Raw genomic sequence first — 25,663 nt, 5'->3', positions numbered from 1 at the left:
CTACTTTGTAGAAGCTAGTTTAACAGCTTTGCCTACGAAACCATCCGCTGCCTCAATTAAAGCTTGAGCTTGAGCTTGATCAACTTCCGCAAGAATCATGACGATGGCTTGCTTCACGTTATAGCTGGTCTGTTGCAGTACGGATTCAGCTTTATCTTCATCCATTTCGGTAATCGTACAAACCATCTTTTTCGCACGCTCACGCAATTTAAAGTTGCTCGCATTCACATCGACCATCAAGTTTTGATACACTTTGCCAGTCTTCACCATTGCCGTCGTCGAAATCATATTCAACACCATTTTATGAGATGTTGCTGCACGAAGCCGTGTCGATCCTGTCAATATTTCTGGCCCGGTGATGATTTCGATCGGTATATCCGCAAAGTTACTGATAAGCGAGTTTTCATTATTGGAAAGGCTGACAGTCGTTGCGCCGCATGAATTAGCGTACACGAGAGCCCCTTTCACATAAGGGGTCCGGCCGCTAGCTGCAATGCCGATGATGACGTCCTGACAGTTTATGTGAAGGTCTGCCAAATCCTTCGCTCCTAATGCCTCATCGTCTTCGGCGCCTTCAACAGCCTCATACATCGCTCCTTCTCCTCCAGCAAGTACTGCCTTGACGAGATCTGGAGAAGTACCAAATGTGGGAGGACATTCCACCGCATCCATGACGCCGATCCGCCCACTCGTTCCGGCACCTACATAAAGGAGCCTGCCGCCATTTTTAAAAGCCTCCGCCACTTTTTCAACCGCCTTTTCAATTTGCGGGATTACTTGACGGACAGCGATGGCAACAGTCTGATCCTCTTCATTCATCGTTTTCAGTATGTCTGCGATTGACATTTCATCCAATCGCAATGTTTTCGGATTGGATCTTTCAGTCGTCAGAAGTGATAATTTTTCCATCGTCCGCCTTCCTATCTATATCGTAAGTAACGTTCTCTCGTTTCCATGAATCTCTCTGTATCCCTCTTGCATTGCTGTAAAAACGGATGAATATCCCCTTTTAGCAAACCGCGACGCAATACATCGTTTCCAGCAAGCAGATCGAACATCGGATGCCGCAAATTGCCGTACTCCAAAAACTTGATTTTCTCGGCATACACTGATGCAATGACTGCAAGCACTTGGATGACCGATTCAACCGGCTTGAACGCCTGGCGATCTGTAATATGAAGCTGGATTCCCTCACAAAGCTGTCCATTGTATTTTTGATATGTCGGCGTGAAAGCGAGTGCGCGTGCGCGGATTCCTTCCAATCCGAGCGAATTTACGTTGTCCTGCAACTTTTCACCGTCAATGAAAGGAGCCCCGATAATTTCAAACGGCTGTGTCGTCCCGCGCCCTTCCGAAAGATTTAACCCTTCCACTAAACACGTACCCGGATACAACAACATCATATCGAGCGTTGTCGTATTCGGCGAAGGTGGAATCCACGGAAGGCCAGTCTCCGTGTGGAATAAAGACCTTTTCCAGCCTTCCATTTCGATGACTTCCAACTCGCATCTGATGTGAAACTCTTCATTAAAATAGGAAGCAAGCTCACCGACTGTCATACCATGCCTATTCAGAATTGGATAAAGTCCGACAAACGATGTGAAATCCGGATCGACTACACTCCCTTCGATTCTCTCTCCGCCAATCGGATTCGGCCGGTCAAGGATAATCATCCTTTTCCCCATTCGCGCGCAAGCTTCCATCATATAGGCCATCGTGTAGATATACGTGTAATATCTTGCGCCGATATCCTGTATATCGAAGACGACGATATCTACTTGCCCCATCATCTCTTCTGTCGGTTTCTTCGACTTGTCGTACAAGCTGAATACCGGAATGCCCGTTGAACGATGGACGGCATCAGTGAATTTTTCACCTTCCTTCGCATTCGTCAACAGCCCGTGCTCCGGTGCGAAGAGGGCTGCCAGCTGCAGCTCCGGATGTTCATGGAATAATCGGATTGTAGAGATAAGATCGGAATTCGCACCTGTTTGATTCGTCAATAGACCAATCCGCTTTCCCTTCAACTCCGACAGATTCCTGTCAAAAAAAACGTCAACGCCAAGTTTCACTTGATTGAGCTCCATCATTATTCCTTCACGCCGCCTAGTGTTAAGCCTTTGACGAAATAGCGTTGGAATAGGATGAAGACGATAATCATAGGAATTGCCGCAACCGCAGCACCGCTCATAAGCAATTTAAAGCTGGCCAAGTTTGCGTCCTGCAATGTTTTCAACCCGACAGGCAAAGTGTACAGCTCAGAAGTATTCAGTACGATAATCGGCCAGAGGAACGAGTTCCACACGTTCATGAATGTAAAGATGCCGAGTGCAGCAAGTCCTGGTCTTGCAAGGGGCAGGACGACAGTCCAAAACGTACGCCATTCACTTGCGCCGTCCATTCGTGCAGCTTCCAGCAATTCATCCGGAATGGAATACATGAACTGCCTCATGAGGAATACGCCGAACACCATCGAAAGATCGGGTAGGATCAACGCCCAATGCGTATCCATGAGGCCAAGGTTCCCGACCATGATGAACAGCGGCACAAGCGTCACTTGACCGGGAATCATCATCGTGGAAATGATGATCCAGAAGATTAGGTTCCTCCCCGGAAACTTCTTCTTTGCCAGAACATATCCCGCCATTGAGTCGATGAGCAAGATGCCTATCGTAACGACGACTGCAATGTAAATACTATTGAAAAACCACTTCCCGACATCGTGCTTCTTGAACAAGTTCTTGAAGCTTCCGAACGAATTTGAAACGATATGGTCCATCATGTCGCGATGGTATTCTTCCTCTTTGGCATCTCCCGCTTTCGCCGCTTCCCTCGCCTCGCCCCAATGTTTGAAATAAAGCGGGATCCCCATCGGATACATTTTCGGCGGATTGGAATCGACGTACGAAACCGGCCGCTCCATGTCTTGGGATTGATAGCTGCTTAATTGAAGGGAAGTCGAGAACACCCAATATAAAGGAAGCAAAGAAACAACAGCGAAAACAGTGAGCAATCCGAATATAATCAGTTTATTTAAACGATCAAGCGGTTTTTTCTTCATTTCCTATCCCCCAATCACTCATCATGGCGAAGCACCCGGAATTGGATGACAGAAAAGATGAGGATAATGACAAATAAAACGACTGATTGGGCCCCTGCCAAACCGAATTCAAAATCCCGGAAGCCCGTTTTGTAAATGAGATGGACGAGCGTCTCCGTCGCGCTCCCTGGTCCTCCCCCTGTCATCATGATGATCTGCGTAAATACTTGGAATGAACCGATCGTGCTCAATAGCACCAAGTACAACGTCGTCGGTTTCAATAAAGGGATCGTAATATGGATCCATTGCTTGAACCGGCTGGCTCCATCCATCCGCGCGGCTTCATAAAGTGATTGAGAGATTGATCCCATCGAAGCCAAATACATGATGATCCCGACGCCGAACGGAATGAGGCATTGCATGATAATCAATGCCCACAATGCTGTACTTGACTGTCCGAGCCAGTTGACGGGACCGACGCCAAACCAGCCCAACACATAATTGAAAAGGCCAAAATCGTAATTATACATCCAGCGCCACACCATCGCGATGATGACCATCGAAGTGACCGTCGGCAAGTAGAACGCCGACCTGAATAGACTCTGAGACACTTTACCCAATTCAAAAATGAGTGTGGAAAGCACGAGGGCGCTTATGACGCCAAACGGAACCGTCACGACCGTGAAGAGCAACGTGTTCTTCAATGCAATACGGAATGCATCGCTCTCGAACACTTTTATGTAGTTCGCGAACCCAACAAATTCACTGCCGAAAATCTTGTATTTCTGAAAGGAAAGGACGAATGCCCACACAACAGGGATTGCAACAAAAAGCGTGAAAAGAATGAGCTTCGGCAGGAGGAAGAGATATGCGCTATAATTCCGCTTCACCTCGTAGAATAACTTTTTCGGATTCCCATTCGATTTCCCGATTACTTTCAGTTTTTCGTCCTTCTTTTTTGGCACTGCACCCATAGGCATCTGAGTCATGTTGACACCCCCTAAAAGTGAAGCAGGCGTACGCGATGCATAGCCTGCTCCATTCTATTTTTCAACTATATGGTCTACTTTTTGGTTTTCGGTTATTCCAAAATCTTATCTACTGCTTTTTTAGCATCCGCCATCGCTTGTTCTGCGGTCTTTTCACCATTGAACACGAGTTGCAGCTCATTTTGGATTGCTTCGTCGATTTTTCTCCATTCCGGATGACGTGGAAGCATGACGACTTGGTCGGACATTTCCATCGCGCGGGTCATTTCCGGATTGTCTTTGAATGGATCCATTTCTGAAGCACTGATGCGGGCCGGGAAGATACCATAGTTTTGCGCCATTAAGTACTGCTCATCAGCTGTCGAAATGAATTTCATGAAATCAGCGACAGCCGCTTTCTTGTTTACATCTTCCTGATGCATCATGACCCAACCGCCGACACCGCCGATAGTAGACGCATCTTTATCACCGGAAGGATATTCAGCAACCATGAAGTTTGTCGGATATTTGCCTTGCGCAGCACCAATTGCCCAAGTTGCCCACGGCTGCATTGCGACTGTGCGCTGCTCTTCATTCGCCCACGCTTGGAATGTGCCGCCGACGTCATTGCCGCCATGCGTTTCTGGAGCTACTTTATGCTTCAATTTCAAATCAGCCAAATCTTGAATTGCCTTGACCACTTCAGGAGAATCGAATGTGAACTCCGTCAAGTCTTCGTTCAGCGGCGATCCGCCATTTTTATAGAAGAACGGCCATGCTTCATAATAGCCAGGCATGATGTACGTCGAGAAGCCGTGTACATCCGTCTTGCCGTCGCCATCCCGGTCGAACGTCAATTTTTCTGCTGCTGACAAAAACTCATCATACGTCCACTTACCGTCTTTCGGCGGTTCAACGCCAGCCTCTTTGAATAAATCCAAGTTCAACAGCATCGTATGCAGCGTAATACTATTCGGAATCCCGTATAGCTTTCCGTCATACGTATATGCATCCAATGCATTTTCATAGAAGTCTTTTTTCGCATCTTTATCGAAATATGGATCCAATGATTCAACGACGCCTTGCTCGATATGATCGATGCTTACCGAACTGCCGCTAATATCGACAGGTGCGATATCCGGCCAAGCCTTCCCTGCGATGGCGACTCCAAGCTTATCTCCCATTTCTGCCCATGGTACTTGCACCAAGTCGATTTCAACGCCTTCATTGGCTTCTTCATATTCTTTAATCTTCTCTTCTAGCCAATGGAACTTGTTATCGTCCGCGTCTGGCCATCTTGGTCCATCCCAAATAGTGATTTTCCCTTTGAACTCTTCAGCATTTCCGGCTTCTTCCTTATCACCGCAAGCTGCAAGCACTGTTGCTGCAAGCCCTAATGTTAAGGCCGCAAGAGCGGATTTTTTCCAAACTTTCTTCATTTCTTGACCCCCTATTTATTTTTCTAGTGAACTTCCCCATTATTTATTCCCAGCAGGTAAAAGTCTTGTTCAAATACGCAAAAATTCCGTCAAACACGCATAAATCGCAGGATTCACGCATAAGCACGGCCAAATGCGCATAAATCGTGGAAATCACGCATAAACGCTGCCAATCACGCATAAATCTCAAAATGCACGCATAAACGCTTCAACCGCCGTGAGCAATCTTCCCCATAACTGTCGCCTTCCCCGCACCCGTCGCCGCCGGCAATGAATTCGGCTTTTTGTGGATGCCCAAATAGCCAAGCAATGCAAATACGAAAGCTTCCTTCGCATCCGCATCGATTCCTAGATCGCCTGTTGTCGCGAACTCTAAGCCTTCAGGCAGCTGCGCCTTCAGGAATCCCATCAACGTCCGATTGTGCACTCCACCTCCGCTAATGATCACTTCCTTCACGTCATGCGTTTGTATATATCTTTGAATCTCTGTAGCTATCGTTTTTGCCGTCAGCATCGTTGCAGTCGCGATTTTATCGGTGGATGATCGCCCGCGCTCATCCCCTTCCGCCCAGAATGCGTCAACGAAAACGGTCCCGAATAATTCCCTTCCGGTGCTTTTCGGCGCAGATGCGGCAAAATACTCGTGACACATCAGGCAATCCAGCCATTCATCGTCAACCGTTCCGCCCTTCGCCAATTCGCCATCCTTATCGAATGATTTCTTCCCGCCGGTGTGCCGAGCAACACAAGCATCGATCACCATGTTTCCGGGACCAGTGTCATAGGCGACGATCGGCTGCTCCGATCCGAACCGCGGCAGCACTGTCAAATTGGCGATGCCGCCAACGTTCAGAAGGACGCGCCCGACCGTTTCCGATTGGAATAAAACCTGGTCCGCAAACGGTACTAATGGTGCGCCTTGCCCGCCCGCAGCCATGTCGCGAGTCCTGAAATCCCCGATGACGGTTTTACCCGTAAGCTCCGCCAGCACGCCGACATCACCGATTTGCATCGTATTCGGACGAGCATACGAACGATCGGGTTCAACCGAAGGCTCATGCCAAATCGTCTGACCGTGCGAACTGATTAGATCGATCGTTTCCAAACCGATATCCGCTTCCTGTAAAACTTTCGTAAGCGAACCTGCATAGCTTTCCCCCAGATACATATTCATAGAGGATACAAGATGCAAAGGCGCCGCCGAATCCATCAACTTATGCAGTTCCTGCTTAAGTCCATCGTCATAAGAGATTGTCGTAAAATGAATCAATTTATGCCGCAGTTGTCCTTCTTCATGCGAGAAATCGGCAATTGCGATATCGAGGCCATCCAAGGATGTCCCTGACATTAATCCACACACACGCATTGGTTTCACGGGCATACTCCTTTCCAGTATCTTTTGCAAACGCTTTCTTCAATTTTAGCCGTTCTGAAATTAAATATCAATACTAATTTATTTTTATAAAAAGAATTTTCACTCATTCAATAGTTACTGGTAACCTACCATTGATGGATGTTTTTTCTGTCAAATACGCAGCGACGACTTCAAACGCCGATTCCGTAAACTCGTATGTGCAGATCACCCGATTCGCATTCGGGAAAAACGCAGCGTCATACGGCGAACGGACCGCAATGACATCGACCGGCTTTCCGCTAGCCAATAATTCATTGACGAGTTGCCGTTGATTTTCATGCTTATCTGCATTCAACGTCAGTACGACGATATGGTCATACTCGTTCGCGAGGCCTTTTATGTCGACATCATCCGGAGTTTCCTTATCGACCTCCACCGATACAACGTTCCCGTGAATCTTTTTCAATTGCTCCGCCATCGTCAACGTCGCATATCGTTTATCCTCCACCATCATCGCGTATTCGTTTTTCGGATGGATGAGAAGTACACGGTCATCCGGTTCGATTGGAATCTCTGGACCTTTCACTTCCGTTATACCTTGTTGGTAAATCTCTTTCATTTCATCATGATGTTTCTGGGAGCCGACAAATTCAGCAACTGTGTTGTTCGAATCGATTTCTTCCCATGACGTGTACTTCCGCGCGAGTTTTTCGATCCTTTCTATCGATTCATCAATCCGCCGATCGGAAATCCGACCGCTCTCGACAGCTTCCGCCAATCGGAGTATCGCCTGCTCCTGCAGATGATGCAAATGGGACACCATGACGAAGTCCACCCCCGCCTCGACCGCCTGCACACACCCTTCCACCGTGCCGATTCTCTTCGCAATCGCGTCCATTTCCATGCAGTCCGTCGTAATGACGCCATCGAATCCAAGCTCTTCCCGGAGAAGTCCCGTCATGACCGAGTGTGATAACGTCGCCGGTACATTCTCCTTTTTCTCCAAAGCCGGAAAATAGACATGTGCACTCATGATGGCATCCGCTCCAGCCGCCATGCATTCCTTGAATGGCACGAGTTCAACAGCATGTAACCTCTCAAGTTCATGATTAATTACCGGCAAGTCAAGATGGGAATCGACGCTCGTATCGCCGTGACCCGGGAAATGCTTCAATGTCGTCATGACCCCTGCCTCCTGCATGCCAAGCATGGAATTCTTCGCCATTTCTGCAACGTCAACAGGAATTTCCCCGAAAGAACGGACGCCGATGACGGGATTTTCCGGATTATTGTTTACGTCCACGACAGGCGCCAAATTCCAGTTGATCCCGAGCGCTTTCAATTCCTTTCCGGTCATGAAGCCCGCTTTCCTTGCGTTCGTTGATTCATGTGTCGCTCCGAGCAGCATTGCTCCAGGGATAATCGTCGCCCCTTCGCCCAATCGCCTGACAACGCCATTTTCCTGATCGATGCAGATGAGCAAAGGGGTTTCATACCCGGCCTTCCTCGCTTCCGCTTGGAGGCTGTTCGTCAAGGCGAGGATTTCTTCAGGCGTGCCGATATTCCTCCCGAACAGGATGATTCCTCCAATATGATATGTGTGTATCATATGTTTAATTTCTTCCGACATCGTTATGCCTTTGAATCCGGCGATCAGTAATCGGCCAACCTTCTTTTGCAAATTCATGATGCTCCCCCTCTTAAACTCTTTTTGTCCTTAAATAGGGAATCCAGGAATATGTCCTTCCCTTCTCACATTCAGCCCACTCGAGTTCTTCAATGTCTGCGCATACGTCGTGCGAGCCAAACAGCCGCGCATCGTTCCAAGCGCCTTATAATAATCGTAGTAACGGAAGCTCGTAGAATTCATAATGAACCAATAACAGGATAACGCCTCCAAATAGACGTCGAATGAATCCGTCACATCGACGTAAATGTCCGGCTCATACCCGTCCATATCTTCCCAGTTTTCACTATGGAACACGCGTCGCAAACCGTGCGGCGGCAGTCCATCAAGATCGAATCCGGGCAGGGAAGCTTTCAGCCATGCATCCTGTACAATCTTTTGGCAAAGTGCATGATCAGGATGCATGCTGTTTTCCCAATGTGTAATGACGAATTCCGGCTTCTCCCGCCGAAAAATCGTCGCCACTTCTTTAACGATTTCTTCATTGAATGTCAACTCGGCATCCCGGTGCGCAAGTGTGATGCTCGTTCCGCCTAAAATCGCCGCTGCTTTCTCAGCCTCGCGGATCTTTTGCTGGCGGTAAGCTTCCACGTCCAAATGTGGCGGTGCCCCCTTCTCTCCGGCTGTCAAATGAAGGAACGTCACCCGATACCCCGCTTGCGCATATTTATGGGCGATTGCTCCAGCCTGGATTTCCCCATCCCCGCAATGCGCTCCGACAATTAAGACACTCTGCATATCAATTTCCCCCTATCAGAACAATGATGTATAGATGATATTATGTAAGCGGGGCCGCAAGCGCAGCATGGCGAGATGTCGTCCGAAATAAACCCGGTTCGTCAGCAGCATGACCGTCAATTCCCTTTCCGGATCGATATAGAAGCTAGTTCCGGTGAATCCCGTATGTCCATACGTACCTTGCGACATTAAATCACCTGCCGGACTCGCCCCACCCCCTTTCAATTGCCATCCGAGACCTCTGCTTTCGTCGGCAAACGGCGTAAAATTCCGCCGTGAGACCGCAAGCCAATACGGATCTAATATTTTCTTCCCTTCATGCATTCCGTCATTCTCAAGCATCTTTGTGAAAACGGAAAGGTCCTCCATCGTCGAAAACAATCCTGCATGGCAGCTTATTCCGCCCATGAATTCCGTATTATCATCATGGACGATGCCATACTTATGATCTTGCAAATGGTCGTAATACTCGGTCGGCGCATACCGTTGCCGCTCAATTGCCGGTTTATATCCCGTATTCTTCATTCCCATCGGTCCGAACAAATGCTGCTTGGCATATTCGTCAATCTTCTGCCCGGTAACCTTTTCGATAATTTCCATCAGGAGAATGAACCCAAGATCGCTATAGACGACATCTGTATCCGGTGCATATTCCAGCTTTTCCTCTACGATTTCCTTCAGTACATCAACCGCCGATAGCCTTCTTTCGAAAAATGGCCGATGTGCAGTCAATCCTGAAGAGTGGGTGAGCAGCTGCTTGATCGTTACGCTTTCTTTCCCGTGCTTTTGGAAGGAAGGGATGAACATCGCAACCTTATCATGCAAATGGATTTCGCCCGTTTCACATATTTGCAGGATGGCGGGCAACGTCACCATCACCTTCGTCAACGAGGCCATATCGAACAGATGGCTGTTCGATATCGGAACACGGTCATCTTCCAAACTATTCGTCCCAACTGTCTCGTCTAGAACGATTTCCCCTTTATGCCGGACACGAATAACTGCACCCGGTGTCACCTGCAGGTCGATTTCCCGCTGCAAAAACGTCCGCACCATTTCTCTCATTCATTTCACACTCCCACTTTTTTCGCCATCGACTGATACTGTTTCCAAGTGGTAAATCCGAGCTTTTCATAGAATGTGATGAGCTGGGTCCAATCGATTACGATGTCCGTCACGCCCCTACTAATCAATTCATTCGCCGCCGCCTTCACTAAATCGATTCCAAAATGATTCCCGCGGATTTTTCGGTCAATCCCTAAAGGGCCGATGCCTCCCATCTCTCCGTCGCATAATGCCGACCAATAGACATTTTGCGCAATGACTGGAGACTGCGGATCATTCAGCCGGCAGAATCCTTTCAATTCACCATCCACGAAAAACCCCATGAACTCCCTTCCCGTACCGCCAATCATTTCGTAGTGAACTGCTTCATAATGCCATCTGCCTGGAAAGACGCGTTCCAAAAAATGCAGCAGCAAAGGAATGTCTTTTTTCGTCAACAGACGATAATGCTCGCTCGGGTTCATCAGCTTATAGAGCTCCCCACCGCTTACATCCTTTATCAAATCCGTTTCAACCTCGCCTGTGACGTATCCTCGCTTTTCAAACCAACTGATTGTTGCTTTGTCTTCAAGCGGGATACCTGGGAAGTAATGCCTCGGATCACGCCCTAATCGGATTTCATCGACTCCGGCGTTAATGAGTGCCTGTTCCCCCTTTTTTAGAAGTTCCGAACCGATCCCTTCGTTACGGAACGACTTTTCGACAAGCATGCATTGAATCCATCCGACCGTCTCCGGCATCCGGACGTCAAGCTTTTCCATATACCGCTTCACTATGATGATTCCGCGCAGCTTTCCTCCCTCAACGACGGCGAGCGAGCCTTCTTGAAGCACATTCGGCTCCGTTGTTGTATTTTGGTTCCATAACGAGATGCTCATTGGAAAACGATCGCCGATTTCCTCATTCCACAGCCTGACAATATCAGAGACATGAATTTCAGATAAAGGCACGACAGTCATGGCGTCACCTTCTCTTGAAGCTGTTCATTCATCCAGTTGACGAATCCCGGATTGATGGCCGTTTGCTTTACCGCTAACCCCGCAAGCACCGCCCCTCCGACAGGCAGTACTTGAGTCGTTTGGAAAGTGGCATTCGGAATGGAATGACGGGCCAGCTCTCGGAACCGCGAGATAAACAGCTTCTCATCAGTGAAAACGCCTCCAGACAGGATGATCGCTGTCTGATGATTTTCATCGAATAAACGACGATGGCAAGCTTCGATGGAATGCATCATTTCCTTGCACGCCTTCTCTACTATCCATTTCGAAACGGCGTCATTCGTCTTGGCCTCCTGCATGACTAGGCGTGCAAGAGGCGCGACGACCGAACGCGGGTGTTCGTTTCCGTATACTTTTGCAATAATATCCGGGACGTTTTGTACAGCAAAATACTCCGTGACCCGATCCGTTAAGCTTGTGCCCGCGCCGCGATTATCAAAAGAACGGAAGACCGCTTTCAACGCTTCATTCCCTAAATAAAACCCGCTTCCTTCATCATCAAATAAATAACCCCAACCGCCTGAACGGGCGATTTCGCCATCTTCATTAATGCCTAATGTGACAGCGCCAGTACCGGCAATCTGGACGATGCCAGGTCCGCCGAGCGTGCCGGAATACAGTGCATTGAACGCATCATTGCGGACGGTGACTATCGTTCCGTCTGGCAGCCCTCGAGCCAACAGAGCTGCCACTTCCGCATCGCGTCCACTTTCCCCGACACCCGCAATGCCTGCAAAACAGACGGACAGTTGAGCGAAAATGGTTTCGTTCTGCTTTTTCAACTCCTTCGTCAATCCGCAAAGCACTTCTTCGAATTCTGACTGCTGCAACGTGTTCGGATTGCTCCGTCCGGTTACCGCATGCATGTAAACGTTTCCAAGTTCATCGGCAACAATCCCCGTCGTCCTGGTGCCCCCGCCGTCAATTCCTAATACATACATTTGCTGACTACCGCCTTTTTCAATGATGAATTAATATCTAGTCTCTAAATCGATTCCCGTGTAGAAATGCTTCAGAATCACATCATACGTATATCCTTTTTCAGCCATTCCGACTGCTCCAACTTGGGACATTCCGACGCCATGACCCCATCCCCCGCCGTCCACTTTATAACCGATAGTCTCTTCCGTTTCCTCATCCTTGATAGGCTCGATGATGAACAACGTACTTAACAAAACTGCTGGCGTGCCATTCGCATTAATATATTGGAGTGCCCAGCGGATGCGGTCTTTGTATTCGTAAAACGTGCCATTTTCAGTGACGAATTCAATGACAGCCGCGCGACCTGAGCTGGAGCGTTCTGTCACATTGATCTCCAACACTCGGCCGACTTCTGCATTGAAGTAGGTTCCCACGATTTCACTGATTTCATCTGCTGTCCATTCGAAATGCCAACGATAATATTTGGACCAATCGACCTCGAAATCCCCCGACTTAACTTCACGCAAAGATTCGCCGCTGCCGTTCTTCTTGTAAATATCCAGCGCCGGGACGTATTTCAAATCGTTCCCTTTCTGCCCGACATGCTTTGCCCTCAAATAAGGAGTCGCTTCGGCAGTCCATACATCCTCATTGTTCGCCGTAAATCCTCCGCTCGTCGAATGGAAAACTGCTGTAATGAGCTTGCCTTCATATGTGGCGACAATCCCTCTAGTTCCGTCTACAGCTTCATTGGAAATCGGATGTTCCGCTCCGAATCCGCCATAGACTTGATCGGAAGTCGTCGGCAAAAGATCATAGCCGTCCGCGCTCCGCTTGCCCATATTGGATAAAGCGTACGTACGCGCAGCAATCGCCTGTGCTTTTTGCGCTTCGACTTCCGCATAAGGAACTGGTGGGAGCTCACGCGGGACGACACCGTACAAATAATGCTCGATGCTCAATTCATTGATGCCCGCCAACGTTCCGCTACTATTGAAACCGACTTCAGCGAGACCCCGGTACGTTTGCCCGTTGATTGTGACAAACCCTGACGAAGCCACGAGTTGAACTGGATTTGAAGTTTCCTTTTCCTTTCCGTTTTTTGTCACTTTCAATTGTGTTTCGCCTTCAGCAATCGTCACCACTTTCCAAAATGCGTCACTTGCTGCCAATCCTTTGGCAACTACTTCATCTTTGAATGCGGTCCGTACTGCAAAGGATGCATCCGTCGGAGATTCTCCGAGATACAAACGCCAACCGCCGTTATAGTCTTCGACGTACGTCCGATACCCTTCGGCGTGCGCCCGTCGAAGCCAATCATCTAAATATACTTGACTCGTCGTGAATGCAACTTGCAATCGGTAATGGGTTTGAACAGTAGCTGCGGAGCCCAGTTCCACGAACACTTCTTCATCATTTCCGGTAAACAAAACCTCGCCCGTATACTTGTCAATCAATTCAAATGATCCTTGCCCGCCGACAGTCAATGAACCGACGCTCTGCACGACCCCGATGCGGATTGTTGGATCATCACCGGTTTGTGCAGATGCTGAGTTCCCTCCTATCCCTTGAAAACATAATGTGCACGCCATCAGGGCAGCTGCCGCATACTTCAGGACTTTCATCCAATCACTCACCCTCTCTATTAATGGTATTTTCGTTGCTACCAATAGAGATTCGACGAAGCTTTGAAATTACCTTTTAAATTATTAAACTATTTTTGATATTTAATTTCAGGGTAGTTAAGGCTGATTTTAGGAATAGGACCTAAAGTAAAAAGAATGGACTTTGCGGAGCCCTACACAAAAAGACCGCCCCTTAAAATGAAGCACCCCTTTCAAAAGTGCATCCATTCTCATCCCTCAACTAAAAAGGCCAAATGGATGAATCACCCATTTGGCCGCTTTTATTCATTTCGGAGTATTATATGTGAAATACTAACCTCTATTTCTATTATCTACTTTTATTAAGGAATTGTCATATCGCTGTAACACTTTTGTAATATCATTGCCCCTGTCTTGTAACATTGGGTCTCTACAATTGGAATAGTGATCAGCAGGACAATATAAAATCTTAAACCATAGAGATAATGGTAGATAGGGGAATAGTGTGAAGAAAGTTGCTTTATCGTTATTCGTAGCAGGTTCATTGGCATTTGGATTTACGGCAGCAGATGCGGAGGCAAGTGCTCCTTCATCACAATCCGTATCAGCACATACAGGAACATATTCGACAGCTTACAATGTAAATATCCGTTCCGGAGCAGGAACAAACCATAAAATTGTTTTATTAGCGAAAAAAGGTACAAAAGCCACTTACGTCAGCGAAAAGAAAGTCGGCAAAGAAGTATGGTACCAAGTAAAAGTGAATGGCAAAACAGGCTGGGCACTCAGCACTTTATTGACAAAGCAATCAGTAACAGTAGCGAAAAGCAATACGAATGTCGCCCTTTCAGACAAAGTTGTAAAACGTGCAACTGGAATGACAGGCATTCCTTATCGTTTTGGCGGAACGACTACAAAAGGGTTCGACTGCAGCGGTTTCGTTCAATACGTCTATAAGCAATCCGGCAAATCGGTTGCCCGTGATACATTAGGACAATACGCGCAATCGAAAAAAGTGAGCAAGCCGCAACCGGGAGATTTGGTATTCTTCCAAAACACGTACCGTAAAGGGATTTCCCACGTTGGCATTTACGTCGGCAACAACAAGTTCGTCCATGCCGGTGGAAAGCAATCTCAAGTCGTAAGCTTGAACAATAGCTATTGGAAATCGAAATTCCACAGCTTCAAAAGATTATAATATAAGCAAAACCGCTTGCACACTAACGTGCAGGCGGTTTTTTTAGCTTTAGACAATCATTCTGTATTTCCGGGTTCCTTCCATTGAATGAGGCCAAGTTCTTAGAAACTCATTTGCACGAGACTTTCCGATCGACATGAGTGCATCTTTCTGTTCGTCCTCCATATTGAATTGTGTCGCGCTGTATTGCTCGACCGGTATAAATATGATTTCCTTTTCGTGCTTTCGAGAAATATAACGGTCGTCGTGCGCGTTCTTCATCGTGGAAAACAATGCTTCGAACAAGTTGAGTGCATTGCTGATTTCCTTGCCGCCCATCTGATCTTTCCGATGGCTCAGCTTCATGCCAATCAATGGGCGCTCCCGCCTGCCTTCCGCATCATCGAAAATCCACATCGGGAAATTGCTTAGCACCCCACCATCGACAACGATCGTTTCTCCAGTAGGTGCCTTAAAACGGACCGGTTCAAAGAAAAACGGAATAGAACAGCTCATCCGAAGCGCGCGCGCAATTGAAAACATTCCCGGCTCGATGCCATAGTGGACGAGGTCGTCGGGCAGTACAATCATTTTTCCGTTTGTCAGATCTGACGCCACCAGTTTAAGCGATCCTTCTGGCAAATCCGCAAAATTGTAAATCCCTTTTGCCGACAGCTTTTCAAAGAACCAGTCCTCGAGGGCATTTCCTTGATAAAGACCCATGCGCAAATAGAGCAGCAGCCATTTCATGAATGGTATTGGAAGAATCATCTTTCGGGGATCGAGCAATAATTTCAAATCCTCTTCCTGCATCATCTGCTCGATTTCTTTGCCCGTATATCCTGCGGCAATGAAGCACGCGAGGATCGCTCCGGCACTCGTCCCCGCCACCCTCTTGAAACGATACCCCTTCTCCTCCAATGCCTGATACGCACCGACCAAAGCAAACCCCTTCAATCCGCCACCTGCAAATACCCCATCAATTAACACAGCATCCCTCCCATGGCGTTGTTATACTATAATGCTTAGCACCGGAATGTAGAACTGGAAGAGCAAATCGGATTTGTGCTTCGGACGCGGAACCTTTCGTTTTGAGCGCGAAACCTAACGCTTTGAGCGCGGAACGGCCCTTTCCAGTTCGGAAAGGGCCGTTTTTCATTTCATTTCAAGTATCTACGGGCGCCGGCGTAATTTGTTTTATACGTGCCTGAGTTGATGCTCACAATTTCGACTTTGCGTGATGAGTTCGGGGCGTGCACCATATTGCCGCCGCCGATATACATCGAGACGTGATACACTTTCCCTTTTCCTTTATCATGCGCGAAAAACAGGAGATCACCGGGCTGCAAGTCCTTACGTTTCACCGCGGTCCCTTGTGTTGCTTGGACGGATGAATCGCGGGGGATGAGGATGCCGTGATTTTTATAGACCGAATACATCAATCCCGAACAATCAAATCCATACGCTGATACACCCGCCCACAAATACGGCAGGCCGATATATTGCTTCGCGCTGTCGACAAGCTCCTTTTGTGTCGGCTTCGGAATGGATGCAAAGTCCTTGTAAACTTTGAATTCCTTCTTGCGGACATATTTCAAGCCGTCAGTTTTCGTCTGTACTTGCAGCCACTCCCTTTCCTCCTTCACAACTTGGAGTATCGTGGTATAGCTGATATCGATGAATTTATAGTTATCATGAAGTTTTGGTTTATTATATAAGGAAGAAATTTTCGTAGTGACGACCGCGATTTCCGAACCGCCCTCACCGGGAGAATAAGCTTTTACATGCAATTTAGGCACCCATCCCTCGTAGCCTTTCGCCTGGCCTTTATTAAACTGGTCGACCACTGCAATATAGAGCCAGTCCCCGCTCGACTTTAACACTTCAACTTCATCCCCGTATAGAGCTTGCGTATCGGTCCGACCGATCAGCCAATTCTTCTCCGCAACTGTCAGACCTTTCGTCCACTTCGCCATATCCGGCATCGCGACTATGGAAACCGCATCGATTTTACGTGTCTTATTCGGCACACGCCACACGTTCGTCACCGGAACGCTGATTGCATAGTGCACTGGAGCGGCTTTTCCGGATTGCTTGGTGCCCGATTCATCTATTACTCTAGCCGCCGACGGATCGTTGAAAGTGATGAATAAACAAAATATCATTATGAAAGCTATTATTTTCTTCTGCATGAAAATTCTCCCCCCTGCTCTACTAATAATATTCTATTCATAATTAATTGCATAGTAGGTCTTTCATTCAGGGAAGTTTCCATCCTGTCAGAATGGGTATTTAAAAGACTGTACCATCAATTATAGAGAAGGAGAGATATAACATGAATGATAAAAAATTTATCGGTATGTATCACAACGACTCGGAATTGATGACGAAAATAGATGACTTGAAAACTCAAGGAATCGATGGAGAAAATATCTATGTCATTGCGCAAGATGATTCAGATGTGACGATGTTCCAAGGAATGAAATACGGGGATGTACAGACGGCCCCGGAATCATGGTTTGACCGTTTCATGAATTTCCTGACCGGTGAAAATCATGTCCGCAGCATGTTGCATGAAGCCGGCGTCGCTGATGGCGACATGGACAATTATTATACTGAAATTCAAAATGGCGGGAAGCTACTGTATGTCGATGAAGGCGAATTAAATCGACTTCATACGAATAGTAGCGAACGATTCGGCGTTGCTGATGTTGGCGTCGATCCGAACTTAGGCGCAAACCGCGTTTCCGAGTTTGAGGAAAATGAATTGAATCGATCTCACTATGATGCAACATCTGCAGCATTCCAAGATTCCAATTTATACGAAGGATCCAATGATACTTTCGGGAGAGTCGGTGGTGAAGCGCTGCGCAGCCAGTCTGACTATGAAACACCTCCGAACAGCGCGTATGGATATACGAACAACTTAAATGAAACGAGTCAATTCGATAGGAAGATGCAAGAGGAAAAAATGCGCTTGCGTGAAGAGCGACTCAGCGTGGACAAAGAAGAGGTCGAAAGAGGCGAAGTCACACTTCACAAGGACGTCGTTGAAGAAGAACAGTCCTTCGATGTCCCTGTAATGCGTGAAGAAGTTTACGTTGAACGCCGTCCTGTCAATGAGTACGAATCGGATGTTGATGAATTCAAAATGATGCAGGATGAAGAAACGATCCGCGTCCCGATAACTGAGGAACGCTTGGAAGTGACTAAAAAGCCGTATGTTACGGAGGAAATCGTCGTTGGAAAACGACAAGTCGCAGATACAGAATCAGTAAATGAAACCATTAGACGCGAAGAAGCTCATTTTGAGCAATCAGGTGAAGTTGATGTACAAGATGAATTTGTCGATGAGCTTACGATGCGCAAGAAATGGGATGACGAACGCTTTTAAGTAAGCGGAACAATATGGACCCGCAGAGGTGGAAATGCTCTGCGGGTTTTTCTGTGTTAAAAGTGTCTAAATTTGGGGTGAGACACTTTTTCGTGTTGAGATGATGCGTAGTTACTACGTTTTCGACCGCTTGATGAAGGGATTAAATTGGCAAGGATGCTGTCTCTGCCCGATTCTCTATAATATTTTTTACCAGATGTGTAACTAATGGCTTGTTCACCTCCTTGACGTTATCAAATCCCATCTGTTTTTCAAGGGTCCTTATACTGTATTACTATAATTTCTCGACATATAGGACGTGTGCTTGGTTGTCCTTAATTAATTCTCGAAATCGAGACAATTGGAGGGGGAACCATAAAATAAGTTCAACTCGGGGACGATTCACTCGTCGCCCGAATTGAACTGTTGGTTTGCAAGTATCTGCTCATGGTTCGCATTAATCCGCTCGAGCATGTCTAGCACATCATGCAGATCATCGTATTGGTGGATCGTGAATTGGCGCATCGACATCCGGTGGTTTTGAAAGCTTTTGCGCAAGCGGAAAACGGCTTGCCCTTGTTTCCCGATCTCTTCACGTATGGCTTCCTGCCTGATTGATTCTGATCTCAACTTTTCATGAACTTCCCAAATCCTGTCCCGCAAATGAAGATAGCGGTTCCGATGGACATGCTGTTGGTTAGAAACATTATCTAATATTTTGCAACAAACTTTTTCCAACTTTTCGACCGCAGTCAAAAGCTGCGCATTGACCGCACTTTGGCTCTTGATGAATTCCATATGCGGATTCCAGACGAATCGATCTTGATTCGCCGGAAAAGCGGTCGGCTTATCACTATGATGAATCTTCGAACTATCCAAATTGCAAGCTCCTCTACCGAGTCTTTCTCCTATACTATGTCGTCAGGACCGCCTATTGTTCGCATTTTAACTTGAAAGGATTATCATATTTGTTTCCTTTTCCGCCAACAAGGGTATTTTCCGAAGACAAAGACAGTAGAGGAGGAACAATATGAATAAAACATTCATCGGATCATTCCCGAACAGCGAGCGATTGATGTCTAAAATAGTGGAGTTGAAGCATGAAGGTGTGGAGGAAGAGGATTTGTATATTGTCATGAAGGATGACTTGGCAATTGACGAACTGCGGAGCAATGCGCTGAAAGAAGGTGAGGACTCACCGTATAACCTTTTCAATCACTTCATGGGGTTTCTTGCCGGCGAACATAACGTACGTCGCTTGCTGAAGGACGCCGGTTTCTCCGACAACGAAGCGAAACGGTATTTCGATGCTGTTCAGGAAGGCGCTTTGCTGCTTTATATCAACGGGCAGCTGAAAAAAGAACACAACAATGAGCCGATTGCGGTTGAAAGACAATATGAAGGCTACAAACCGATTCCATTGGATGAAACCGAGGCAAGTCCTGACAGCTGATGCAAAAAGGGGCATCCCGGAAAGTCCATGAAATCTGACTTTCTGTGACGCCCCTTATTAGTTTCGTGAACTAGTTAATCAAACTACTAGTAAGGCTTTATCACTCGTTAATTTTTCACCGCGAATGCGTTGGAATTCAGACATCAGTTTATCAATTGTGAGTCCCTTCTTATCTTCGGCTCCCACTTCCAATATTATCTGGCCTTTATCCATCATAATCAGTCTGTTCCCGAGGTCCAGTGCCTGTTGCATATTATGTGTAATCATCAGCGTTGTTAATTGATCTTTTTCAACAAGTTGTTTTGTTAAATTTGTAATCAATTCTGCACGGGATGGGTCTAGAGCGGCTGTATGCTCATCTAGCAGCAGAATCGACGGCTGGGTGAATGTCGCCATTAGCAAAGACAGCGCCTGACGCTCTCCACCAGATAACATGCCTACTTTTGCATTCAACCTATTCTCTAAATTCAAATGCAATGTTTCAAGCGAGCTGCGGAAATATTCCCGGCGTTTTTTATCAACACCTCTCCGCAACACTCGTTTTTTATCCCGTGAATACGCCATTGCCAGGTTCTCTTCAATGGTCATCGAAGGGGCAGTACCTGCCATCGGATCTTGGAAAACCCTTCCGATCATTCGTGAACGGACATACTCCGGCAATTTTGTAACTTCTTTACCCGCAATTTCAATATTCCCGAAGTCAGGGGTAAGGGCTCCGGAAATCATATTTAACATTGTCGATTTTCCAGCACCATTGCTTCCGATTACGGTCACAAAATCACCGGATTTCAACTCGAGATTGATTTCATCTAACGCAATCTTTTCATCAGGAGTTGCTTCATTGAAGATTTTATTTATTTGTTCGAGCTTCAACAATTGCATTCCCCTCCTTGTTGAGAGAAAAATTGCGTTCGGCCAAACGTTCTTCGTGACGCCTCGCTTTTCTCGCCTTTTCACGCCGTTTTTCAAAATACTGAGGTAAAATCAAAGCGCAGATGACAATTGCTGCTGTAATTAACTTCATATCTCCTGTATCAAGAAAATCAACCCGCAGCGCAAGCGCTAGTACAATCCTATAAATGATTGCTCCTACAATAACCGCTAACGTTGTTCGCACAATTGTCTTGGTTCCAAAGATTGCTTCACCAATAATGACAGAGGCTAAACCGATGATAATCATTCCGATTCCCATGCTAATATCGGCAGACTTTGTGTATTGCGCGAATAACGCCCCTGAAAAGGCGACAAGCGCATTCGAGAAACCAAGCCCAATGATGACGAGTGTATCCGTGTTTGCTGATAAGCTCCTTATCATTTTTTTATTGTCTCCGGTTGCACGAATCGCTAGTCCCACTTCTGTTTTCAAGAACCAATCTACAATGAATTTAATGATTATAACGATGATTGCCACGATGAATAATGTTGCCCAAGTAGAAGGTAAATAGCGGACACCCATCATACTAAGTAATTGATTGAGTGCATTATCAATGCCCAGTGGAGCTAGAAACGCTTTAAATTTACTAAATAGCGTCTCCGCATTTAACAAAGGTATATTAGGGCGACCAATAGAATTTTCAGTTGTAAGGCCCATAATGCGCAAATTAATGGAATACAAAGCAATCATCATTAAGATCCCGGCAAGCAGCGCATTAATCTTTCCTTTTGTATGCAGTAGTCCCGTTACACAGCCTGCCATGAAACCGACGATAAGTGCTACTGCCGTTGCAATGGCTGGATGATAGCCGAATAGTATCATGGTAGCAGCAACTGCAGCTCCCGAGACAAAACTTCCATCCACCGTCAGATCCGGGAAATCCAGCACTCGAAATGATAAATACACTCCGAGTGCCATGATTGCAAAGATGATTCCTTGTTCAAAAGCGCCAAAAAGTGATGCAAACATAAAGAATCATCTCCTACTTATTCACTAAATTCGACTTTCCACTCATCTTTAATGGAGAGTCCCAATGCTGTTGCTGTATCTTCGTTCATGATCAGTTTCAAGTTTTGTGGAACTTGGACAGGTAAATCAGCAGGTTTGCTTTCACCTTTTAATATTTTCGCAGCCATTTGACCCGCTTCATAGCCGATGTCATAATACTCAAATCCATATGCAGCCAAACCGCCACGTTTTACAGAGTCAAATTCTCCGACCATCATTGGTAGTTTTTGTTCATTGGCTACTTGAACGACTGATTCTAGTGCAGATACAACTGTATTATCCGTAATGATGTATAAAGAATCGACTTTGCCAATCAATGATTCTGTCGCTTGCTTTACATCTGCGGACGTAGCAACAGATGCCTCAACAACAGTCATATCCATGTCTTTCAGCATTTCTTTTACTGCATCCACTTGGGCACGGGAGTTTGCCTCTCCTGAGTTGAATACCATACCAACCTTTTTCGCGCCTAATTCCTCTTTAAGGAACTTCATTGTATTTGGAATTGCATCGGGATGATTATCAATCGTACCCGTTACGTTCCCGCCCGGACTCTCCATTGAGTCAACGAGTTCAGCGCCGACAGCATCCGTTACCGAAGTGAAAACAATCGGAATATCTGGTGTTGCGCCTGCTACAGCTTGTGCACTTGGTGTCGAGTTTGCAAAAATTAGATCGACTCCGGAACTTACGAGGTTAGTTGCAATCGTCGTATTTGCACTGTTATCTCCCTGAGCAATTTGAACATCATATTCAGCTTTAACTCCTGCATCTTCAAGCGCCTTCTTGAAGCCGTCGTATGCTGCGTTCAAGGATGGGTGTTCGACAATTTGCGTGACACCGATTTTATAGGTCTTTTCTTTTTCAGCAGTGGTCGTACTTCCCCCTGATGAGGTGCCGCATGCTGAAAGAAGCAGGGTAGCACCAAAAATCGCAGCCAACGCTTTGTTCCATTTTCTCTTCATTCTTTCTCCCCCTATTATCAATTACATTGCTATACAAGTTGAACAAACGAGCGTCTAAAACCATTTCACGCTAGACGTCTTCCAAGCTGCAGACATCCTTTGCTCCAAGGTTAACTAAACTGAATATTCCAACTTGTAAAGCTATATATTACAGAATATAATACATGATTATCCCATCATTTGAAACAGTTAAATTTTTCATTACCCTTTCAGAGCGTACACAGAGTCCATTTTATGAACAAAGCGTGCCACTCCGCCCCTCCTTCACTTTCTTGACAAATCTTGTGGTATTCTCTTGGCTGGGGCAGCATGAATCGCCTGTCCGATTAGTCCTTCCACCGCTTCTAGCAGCCCTTCATTGTAGCTCGGATGTGCATACGTCGGAAATGTTATATCTTCTTCTTTCGCCGCCATCTCCAACAACTGGACAAAAGAGCCCGACATTTCAATGGCTCCATCCCCTATCATATGAATCCCCACTACGAGATCTGTCGTTGAATCAGAAATCACTTTGACAAATCCGTCTTTTTTGCCGGTGATTGCCGCATAGCCATTCCCTCCAAGTGCAAATTGACTGACGCGAACATCGATTTCAAAATCACGTGCTTGTTTCTCCGTAAGACCGACGGAAGCAACTGGCGGTAGTGTATGAGCTACAATTGGCAAGAAAGTAAGATCAGCTTCCGGTTTTCCTCCGGCAATTGCTTCGGCGGCCACTTTCCCCTGTTTGATTGCCTTAACCGCAAGAAGCGGCCCTTCCGTCACATCACCAATCGCATAAATGGATGGGATTGACGATTGCATATTCCCGTCCACTTTGACGAAACCTTCAGCTGTCAATTCAATTCCGAAGCGGTTGATGCCTAACGGAGCCAGATTTGGTTTCCTTCCTTCGGAAATGAATAGATCCGACCCATGTATTGTTTCATGCACGTCCTTCCCGGTCTTACATACAATTGTAATTCCGTTATCCTGCTCAGTTACAGTAACTATATCTGCATCTTTGACGACGTTTATTTTCCTCTTTTTACAAATCCGCAACAGTTCTTTATTGACTGATTCATCAAATGGAAGGCCAGTATTTTCCGGTAGAAGAATACTGACCTTCGCTCCAAAGGCTGCATAGCTGGAAGCCACTTCAAGTGCAATCGTGTCGTGTCCTAGCACAAGTAGATGTTCCGGCACTTCTTCAAGCTCGAAGACCTCCCGGGACAGCAGAATCCGATTTCCTTTTTCCTTCAAAATAGATGGCAGGACCTGCGAACTTCCAGTTGCTATGATTGCTTGTTTAAATTCATAAATGTCGAACTGATGCCCATTTTCTACGCCGATTCTATCTACAGAGGTGAATGTAGCTTTCCCACGGATGATTTCAATTTTATTTTCCTGGCATAGACGTTCAACGCCGGCTCTGAGCCCATCGATTACCTTTGTTTTATAGGATTGTAACGTTTGTAAATTGAACGTGTCCTCGCCTTCGCCAATTCCAATCTCTCTCAAATGAACTGTTTCAGAGCGTTTCCCTGCCGCATGTGTAAAAACTTTAGACGGTATGCACCCTTCGTTCAAACAGACGCCGCCCATGCTGCTCTGTTCAACCAACGTGACGGTAAGCCCTAATTGAGCCGCTCGTATTGCGGCAGTGTAGCCACCCGGCCCGCCGCCTATAATAACGAGGTTTCTTTGTTGACTGATTTCCCCCACAACCATGTCATATCATCTCCAACAACAAATTATGTGGCTGTTCAAGTAAACCGGAAAAGCGGTTTGTAAATGCAACGGCCGTTGCTCCATCTGCAACGCGATGATCGAATGACATGGACAGTGTCATAACATGACCGATAACGATTTCATCATGCTCGTTGACAATGGGTTGTTTTTTTGTTTTATGGAATGCAATGATCGCCGTCTCAGGGTGGTTAATCATTGGTGTTGCACCCGTACTGCCAAGTGGACCGACATTGCTCATCGTAAACGTACTGTTTTGCATTTCAGACGGTTTCAATCTCCCAGTGATGGCTTTTTCGGTCAAATCTTTAATCACCCGATGAATCTCTTTAATTGTTTTTTTATCCGCATCATGAACGACAGGAACTAGCAGTCCATTATCCGTGTTCGTCGCGATGCCGATATGATAATTTTTCTTGAGCAAAATACGATCGTTATCCTCATCAAGCTCCGCGTTGAAAATCGGAAATTCCTTCAATGCAATCGTGAGCGCTTTAATGAAAAATGCGGACAGAGACACTGATTCCCCCGCCATTTTCAGTTCATCACGCATGTTAATTAATCTCGTCATGTTCACCTCATCGAAATGCGTTACATGCGGAATTGTAAAATAGGATTGTGTCATTTTCTTAGCAATCTGTTTTCGGATTCCTCTGAAAGGGAGTTCATGGGGAGGGTTTTCATATGACGATACAGGCTGTACTTCAATAATTGGTTCCATGACAGCCTGTTTCCCTTCTATAAAACGGTAGATATCTTCCTCAGTCACTCGTCCTGAAGGATCACTAGATGGGACATCCTCAATGTTAATGTTGTTTTCACGTGCGATTTTACGTGTGTAAGGTGCAGCTAATACACGTCTAAATGGAGTTGGCGAAGGTTTCACCACTTTTTCACTGACAGTCGCCGCAACTTCGTTCGTTGCTTCTCTTTTAGGTAGTGGCTTATTCCCGATTTCCGCACTGAATTCCTCCTCAATGGAAAGAAGGCTAGTTCCAACTTGGACGGTTTCGCCCGTTTCAATTATGATTTCCTTCACAATCCCGGAGCAAGGCGAAGGAAGTTCTGCTACTACTTTGTCAGTTTGTACTTCAACAAGCGGTTGGTCGACCGCTACTTGATCCCCGACCTGTACAAGGTATTGGAGAATCTCTCCTTCCGTCATCCCTTCACCGATATCGTGCAATTTTACGTCTAGCACTTCATTCCCC

The 25,663-nt window shown here is 46.5% G+C and carries 23 protein-coding genes; 3 read left to right on the top strand and 20 right to left on the bottom strand.

Annotated features, from left to right (window positions below):
* The 12 genes from murQ to M3152_RS03300 all read right to left on the bottom strand — a co-directional run bounded on the left by murQ (nucleotide 1) and on the right by M3152_RS03300 (nucleotide 13,835).
* On the bottom strand, nucleotides 1–909 hold the full coding sequence (murQ, locus tag M3152_RS03355) for an N-acetylmuramic acid 6-phosphate etherase (protein ID WP_251693782.1): 909 nt from the start codon (nucleotides 907–909) through the stop codon (nucleotides 1–3).
* A gap of 11 nt (nucleotides 910–920) precedes the next feature.
* Nucleotides 921–2,087 carry an exo-beta-N-acetylmuramidase NamZ family protein gene (locus M3152_RS03350; protein WP_251693781.1) on the bottom strand — a complete coding sequence of 389 codons (1,167 nt, stop codon included), beginning with the start codon at nucleotides 2,085–2,087 and terminating at the stop codon, nucleotides 921–923.
* A gap of 2 nt (nucleotides 2,088–2,089) precedes the next feature.
* Entirely contained in the window at nucleotides 2,090–3,061 is a 972-nt protein-coding gene (locus M3152_RS03345) for a carbohydrate ABC transporter permease (protein WP_251693780.1), read from the bottom strand.
* A 14-nt stretch (nucleotides 3,062–3,075) separates the two neighbouring features.
* A complete protein-coding gene (locus M3152_RS03340; RefSeq protein ID WP_251693779.1) occupies nucleotides 3,076–4,029 on the bottom strand; it encodes a carbohydrate ABC transporter permease in 954 nt (317 codons plus the stop codon).
* Between the two features lie 92 nt (nucleotides 4,030–4,121).
* A complete protein-coding gene (locus M3152_RS03335; RefSeq protein ID WP_251693778.1) occupies nucleotides 4,122–5,447 on the bottom strand; it encodes an extracellular solute-binding protein in 1,326 nt (441 codons plus the stop codon).
* A 208-nt stretch (nucleotides 5,448–5,655) separates the two neighbouring features.
* Nucleotides 5,656–6,813 (bottom strand): anhydro-N-acetylmuramic acid kinase, encoded by a 1,158-nt coding sequence (locus M3152_RS03330; protein WP_251695233.1) that lies wholly within the window; start codon nucleotides 6,811–6,813, stop codon nucleotides 5,656–5,658.
* 112 nt (nucleotides 6,814–6,925) lie between these two features.
* Complete coding sequence (gene nagZ / locus M3152_RS03325) at nucleotides 6,926–8,488, bottom strand: beta-N-acetylhexosaminidase (protein ID WP_251693777.1); 1,563 nt, start codon at nucleotides 8,486–8,488, stop codon at nucleotides 6,926–6,928.
* A 30-nt stretch (nucleotides 8,489–8,518) separates the two neighbouring features.
* Complete coding sequence (locus M3152_RS03320) at nucleotides 8,519–9,226, bottom strand: PIG-L deacetylase family protein (RefSeq protein WP_251693776.1); 708 nt, start codon at nucleotides 9,224–9,226, stop codon at nucleotides 8,519–8,521.
* Nucleotides 9,227–9,241: 15 nt separating this feature from the next.
* On the bottom strand, nucleotides 9,242–10,291 hold the full coding sequence (locus tag M3152_RS03315; RefSeq protein WP_251693775.1) for a serine hydrolase domain-containing protein: 1,050 nt from the start codon (nucleotides 10,289–10,291) through the stop codon (nucleotides 9,242–9,244).
* A gap of 5 nt (nucleotides 10,292–10,296) precedes the next feature.
* Entirely contained in the window at nucleotides 10,297–11,250 is a 954-nt protein-coding gene (locus M3152_RS03310) for a GNAT family N-acetyltransferase (RefSeq protein WP_251693774.1), read from the bottom strand.
* Nucleotides 11,247–12,230 (bottom strand): N-acetylglucosamine kinase, encoded by a 984-nt coding sequence (locus M3152_RS03305; protein WP_251693773.1) that lies wholly within the window; start codon nucleotides 12,228–12,230, stop codon nucleotides 11,247–11,249. Before M3152_RS03305 ends, M3152_RS03310 begins: the two co-directional genes overlap by 4 nt.
* 30 nt (nucleotides 12,231–12,260) lie before the next feature.
* A complete protein-coding gene (locus tag M3152_RS03300; RefSeq protein ID WP_251693772.1) occupies nucleotides 12,261–13,835 on the bottom strand; it encodes a SpoIID/LytB domain-containing protein in 1,575 nt (524 codons plus the stop codon).
* A gap of 484 nt (nucleotides 13,836–14,319) precedes the next feature.
* Here M3152_RS03300 and M3152_RS03295 point away from each other — a divergent pair, with 484 nt between their 5' ends.
* Nucleotides 14,320–15,012 (top strand): C40 family peptidase, encoded by a 693-nt coding sequence (locus M3152_RS03295; protein ID WP_251693771.1) that lies wholly within the window; start codon nucleotides 14,320–14,322, stop codon nucleotides 15,010–15,012.
* A 48-nt stretch (nucleotides 15,013–15,060) separates the two neighbouring features.
* On the opposite strand, the gene M3152_RS03290 is transcribed toward M3152_RS03295, so the two are convergent.
* Both M3152_RS03290 and M3152_RS03285 read right to left on the bottom strand, forming a co-directional pair.
* Nucleotides 15,061–15,981 (bottom strand): patatin-like phospholipase family protein, encoded by a 921-nt coding sequence (locus M3152_RS03290; RefSeq protein WP_251693770.1) that lies wholly within the window; start codon nucleotides 15,979–15,981, stop codon nucleotides 15,061–15,063.
* A 170-nt stretch (nucleotides 15,982–16,151) separates the two neighbouring features.
* Complete coding sequence (locus M3152_RS03285; RefSeq protein ID WP_251693769.1) at nucleotides 16,152–17,183, bottom strand: C40 family peptidase; 1,032 nt, start codon at nucleotides 17,181–17,183, stop codon at nucleotides 16,152–16,154.
* Nucleotides 17,184–17,326: 143 nt separating this feature from the next.
* Between M3152_RS03285 and M3152_RS03280 the strand changes: the two genes are divergently transcribed.
* Nucleotides 17,327–18,385, top strand: a complete 1,059-nt coding sequence (locus tag M3152_RS03280; RefSeq protein WP_251693768.1) for a YsnF/AvaK domain-containing protein — start codon at nucleotides 17,327–17,329, stop codon at nucleotides 18,383–18,385.
* A gap of 381 nt (nucleotides 18,386–18,766) precedes the next feature.
* Here M3152_RS03280 and M3152_RS03275 read toward each other — a convergent pair whose 3' ends face one another.
* Nucleotides 18,767–19,243, bottom strand: a complete 477-nt coding sequence (locus tag M3152_RS03275) for a hypothetical protein (RefSeq protein WP_251693767.1) — start codon at nucleotides 19,241–19,243, stop codon at nucleotides 18,767–18,769.
* A gap of 151 nt (nucleotides 19,244–19,394) precedes the next feature.
* Here M3152_RS03275 and M3152_RS03270 point away from each other — a divergent pair, with 151 nt between their 5' ends.
* The gene (locus M3152_RS03270; protein WP_251693766.1) at nucleotides 19,395–19,817 is read left to right on the top strand and encodes a general stress protein; all 423 of its coding nucleotides are present in this window, start codon (nucleotides 19,395–19,397) and stop codon (nucleotides 19,815–19,817) included.
* 78 nt (nucleotides 19,818–19,895) lie between these two features.
* Here the strand turns inward: M3152_RS03270 and M3152_RS03265 are convergent, their stop codons facing one another.
* The 5 genes from M3152_RS03265 to M3152_RS03245 all read right to left on the bottom strand — a co-directional run bounded on the left by M3152_RS03265 (nucleotide 19,896) and on the right by M3152_RS03245 (nucleotide 25,653).
* Entirely contained in the window at nucleotides 19,896–20,693 is a 798-nt protein-coding gene (locus M3152_RS03265) for an ABC transporter ATP-binding protein (protein WP_251693765.1), read from the bottom strand.
* Complete coding sequence (locus M3152_RS03260) at nucleotides 20,668–21,720, bottom strand: ABC transporter permease (RefSeq protein ID WP_251693764.1); 1,053 nt, start codon at nucleotides 21,718–21,720, stop codon at nucleotides 20,668–20,670. Before M3152_RS03260 ends, M3152_RS03265 begins: the two co-directional genes overlap by 26 nt.
* Nucleotides 21,721–21,737: 17 nt before the next feature.
* Nucleotides 21,738–22,724: an ABC transporter substrate-binding protein gene (locus M3152_RS03255; RefSeq protein ID WP_251693763.1), complete on the bottom strand. Its 987-nt coding sequence runs from the start codon at nucleotides 22,722–22,724 to the stop codon at nucleotides 21,738–21,740.
* Nucleotides 22,725–22,988: 264 nt separating this feature from the next.
* A complete protein-coding gene (gene lpdA, locus M3152_RS03250; protein ID WP_251693762.1) occupies nucleotides 22,989–24,434 on the bottom strand; it encodes a dihydrolipoyl dehydrogenase in 1,446 nt (481 codons plus the stop codon).
* Nucleotide 24,435: 1 nt separating this feature from the next.
* Nucleotides 24,436–25,653 (bottom strand): dihydrolipoamide acetyltransferase family protein, encoded by a 1,218-nt coding sequence (locus tag M3152_RS03245; protein ID WP_251693761.1) that lies wholly within the window; start codon nucleotides 25,651–25,653, stop codon nucleotides 24,436–24,438.
* Between the last annotated feature and the right edge of the window lie 10 nt (nucleotides 25,654–25,663).

The sequence above is a fragment of the Sporosarcina luteola genome, assembly GCF_023715245.1.
Classification (GTDB): domain Bacteria; phylum Bacillota; class Bacilli; order Bacillales_A; family Planococcaceae; genus Sporosarcina; species Sporosarcina luteola_C.
Note: the sequence above shows the minus strand (reverse complement) of the source record. Positions and strands in the feature narration are given on the sequence as shown.

What these genes read in the sequence shown, in the direction of transcription:
- murQ (WP_251693782.1), bottom strand. Translation starts at nt 909, where the DNA reads ATGGAAAAATTATCACTTCTGACGACTGAAAGATCCAATCCGAAAACA.
- M3152_RS03350 (WP_251693781.1), bottom strand. Translation starts at nt 2,087, where the DNA reads ATGGAGCTCAATCAAGTGAAACTTGGCGTTGACGTTTTTTTTGACAGG.
- M3152_RS03345 (WP_251693780.1), bottom strand. Translation starts at nt 3,061, where the DNA reads ATGAAGAAAAAACCGCTTGATCGTTTAAATAAACTGATTATATTCGGA.
- M3152_RS03340 (WP_251693779.1), bottom strand. Translation starts at nt 4,029, where the DNA reads ATGACTCAGATGCCTATGGGTGCAGTGCCAAAAAAGAAGGACGAAAAA.
- M3152_RS03335 (WP_251693778.1), bottom strand. Translation starts at nt 5,447, where the DNA reads ATGAAGAAAGTTTGGAAAAAATCCGCTCTTGCGGCCTTAACATTAGGG.
- M3152_RS03330 (WP_251695233.1), bottom strand. Translation starts at nt 6,813, where the DNA reads ATGCGTGTGTGTGGATTAATGTCAGGGACATCCTTGGATGGCCTCGAT.
- nagZ (WP_251693777.1), bottom strand. Translation starts at nt 8,488, where the DNA reads ATGAATTTGCAAAAGAAGGTTGGCCGATTACTGATCGCCGGATTCAAA.
- M3152_RS03320 (WP_251693776.1), bottom strand. Translation starts at nt 9,226, where the DNA reads ATGCAGAGTGTCTTAATTGTCGGAGCGCATTGCGGGGATGGGGAAATC.
- M3152_RS03315 (WP_251693775.1), bottom strand. Translation starts at nt 10,291, where the DNA reads ATGAGAGAAATGGTGCGGACGTTTTTGCAGCGGGAAATCGACCTGCAG.
- M3152_RS03310 (WP_251693774.1), bottom strand. Translation starts at nt 11,250, where the DNA reads ATGACTGTCGTGCCTTTATCTGAAATTCATGTCTCTGATATTGTCAGG.
- M3152_RS03305 (WP_251693773.1), bottom strand. Translation starts at nt 12,230, where the DNA reads ATGTATGTATTAGGAATTGACGGCGGGGGCACCAGGACGACGGGGATT.
- M3152_RS03300 (WP_251693772.1), bottom strand. Translation starts at nt 13,835, where the DNA reads ATGAAAGTCCTGAAGTATGCGGCAGCTGCCCTGATGGCGTGCACATTA.
- M3152_RS03285 (WP_251693769.1), bottom strand. Translation starts at nt 17,183, where the DNA reads ATGCAGAAGAAAATAATAGCTTTCATAATGATATTTTGTTTATTCATC.
- M3152_RS03280 (WP_251693768.1), top strand. Translation starts at nt 17,327, where the DNA reads ATGAATGATAAAAAATTTATCGGTATGTATCACAACGACTCGGAATTG.
- M3152_RS03270 (WP_251693766.1), top strand. Translation starts at nt 19,395, where the DNA reads ATGAATAAAACATTCATCGGATCATTCCCGAACAGCGAGCGATTGATG.
- M3152_RS03260 (WP_251693764.1), bottom strand. Translation starts at nt 21,720, where the DNA reads ATGTTTGCATCACTTTTTGGCGCTTTTGAACAAGGAATCATCTTTGCA.
- M3152_RS03255 (WP_251693763.1), bottom strand. Translation starts at nt 22,724, where the DNA reads ATGAAGAGAAAATGGAACAAAGCGTTGGCTGCGATTTTTGGTGCTACC.
- lpdA (WP_251693762.1), bottom strand. Translation starts at nt 24,434, where the DNA reads ATGGTTGTGGGGGAAATCAGTCAACAAAGAAACCTCGTTATTATAGGC.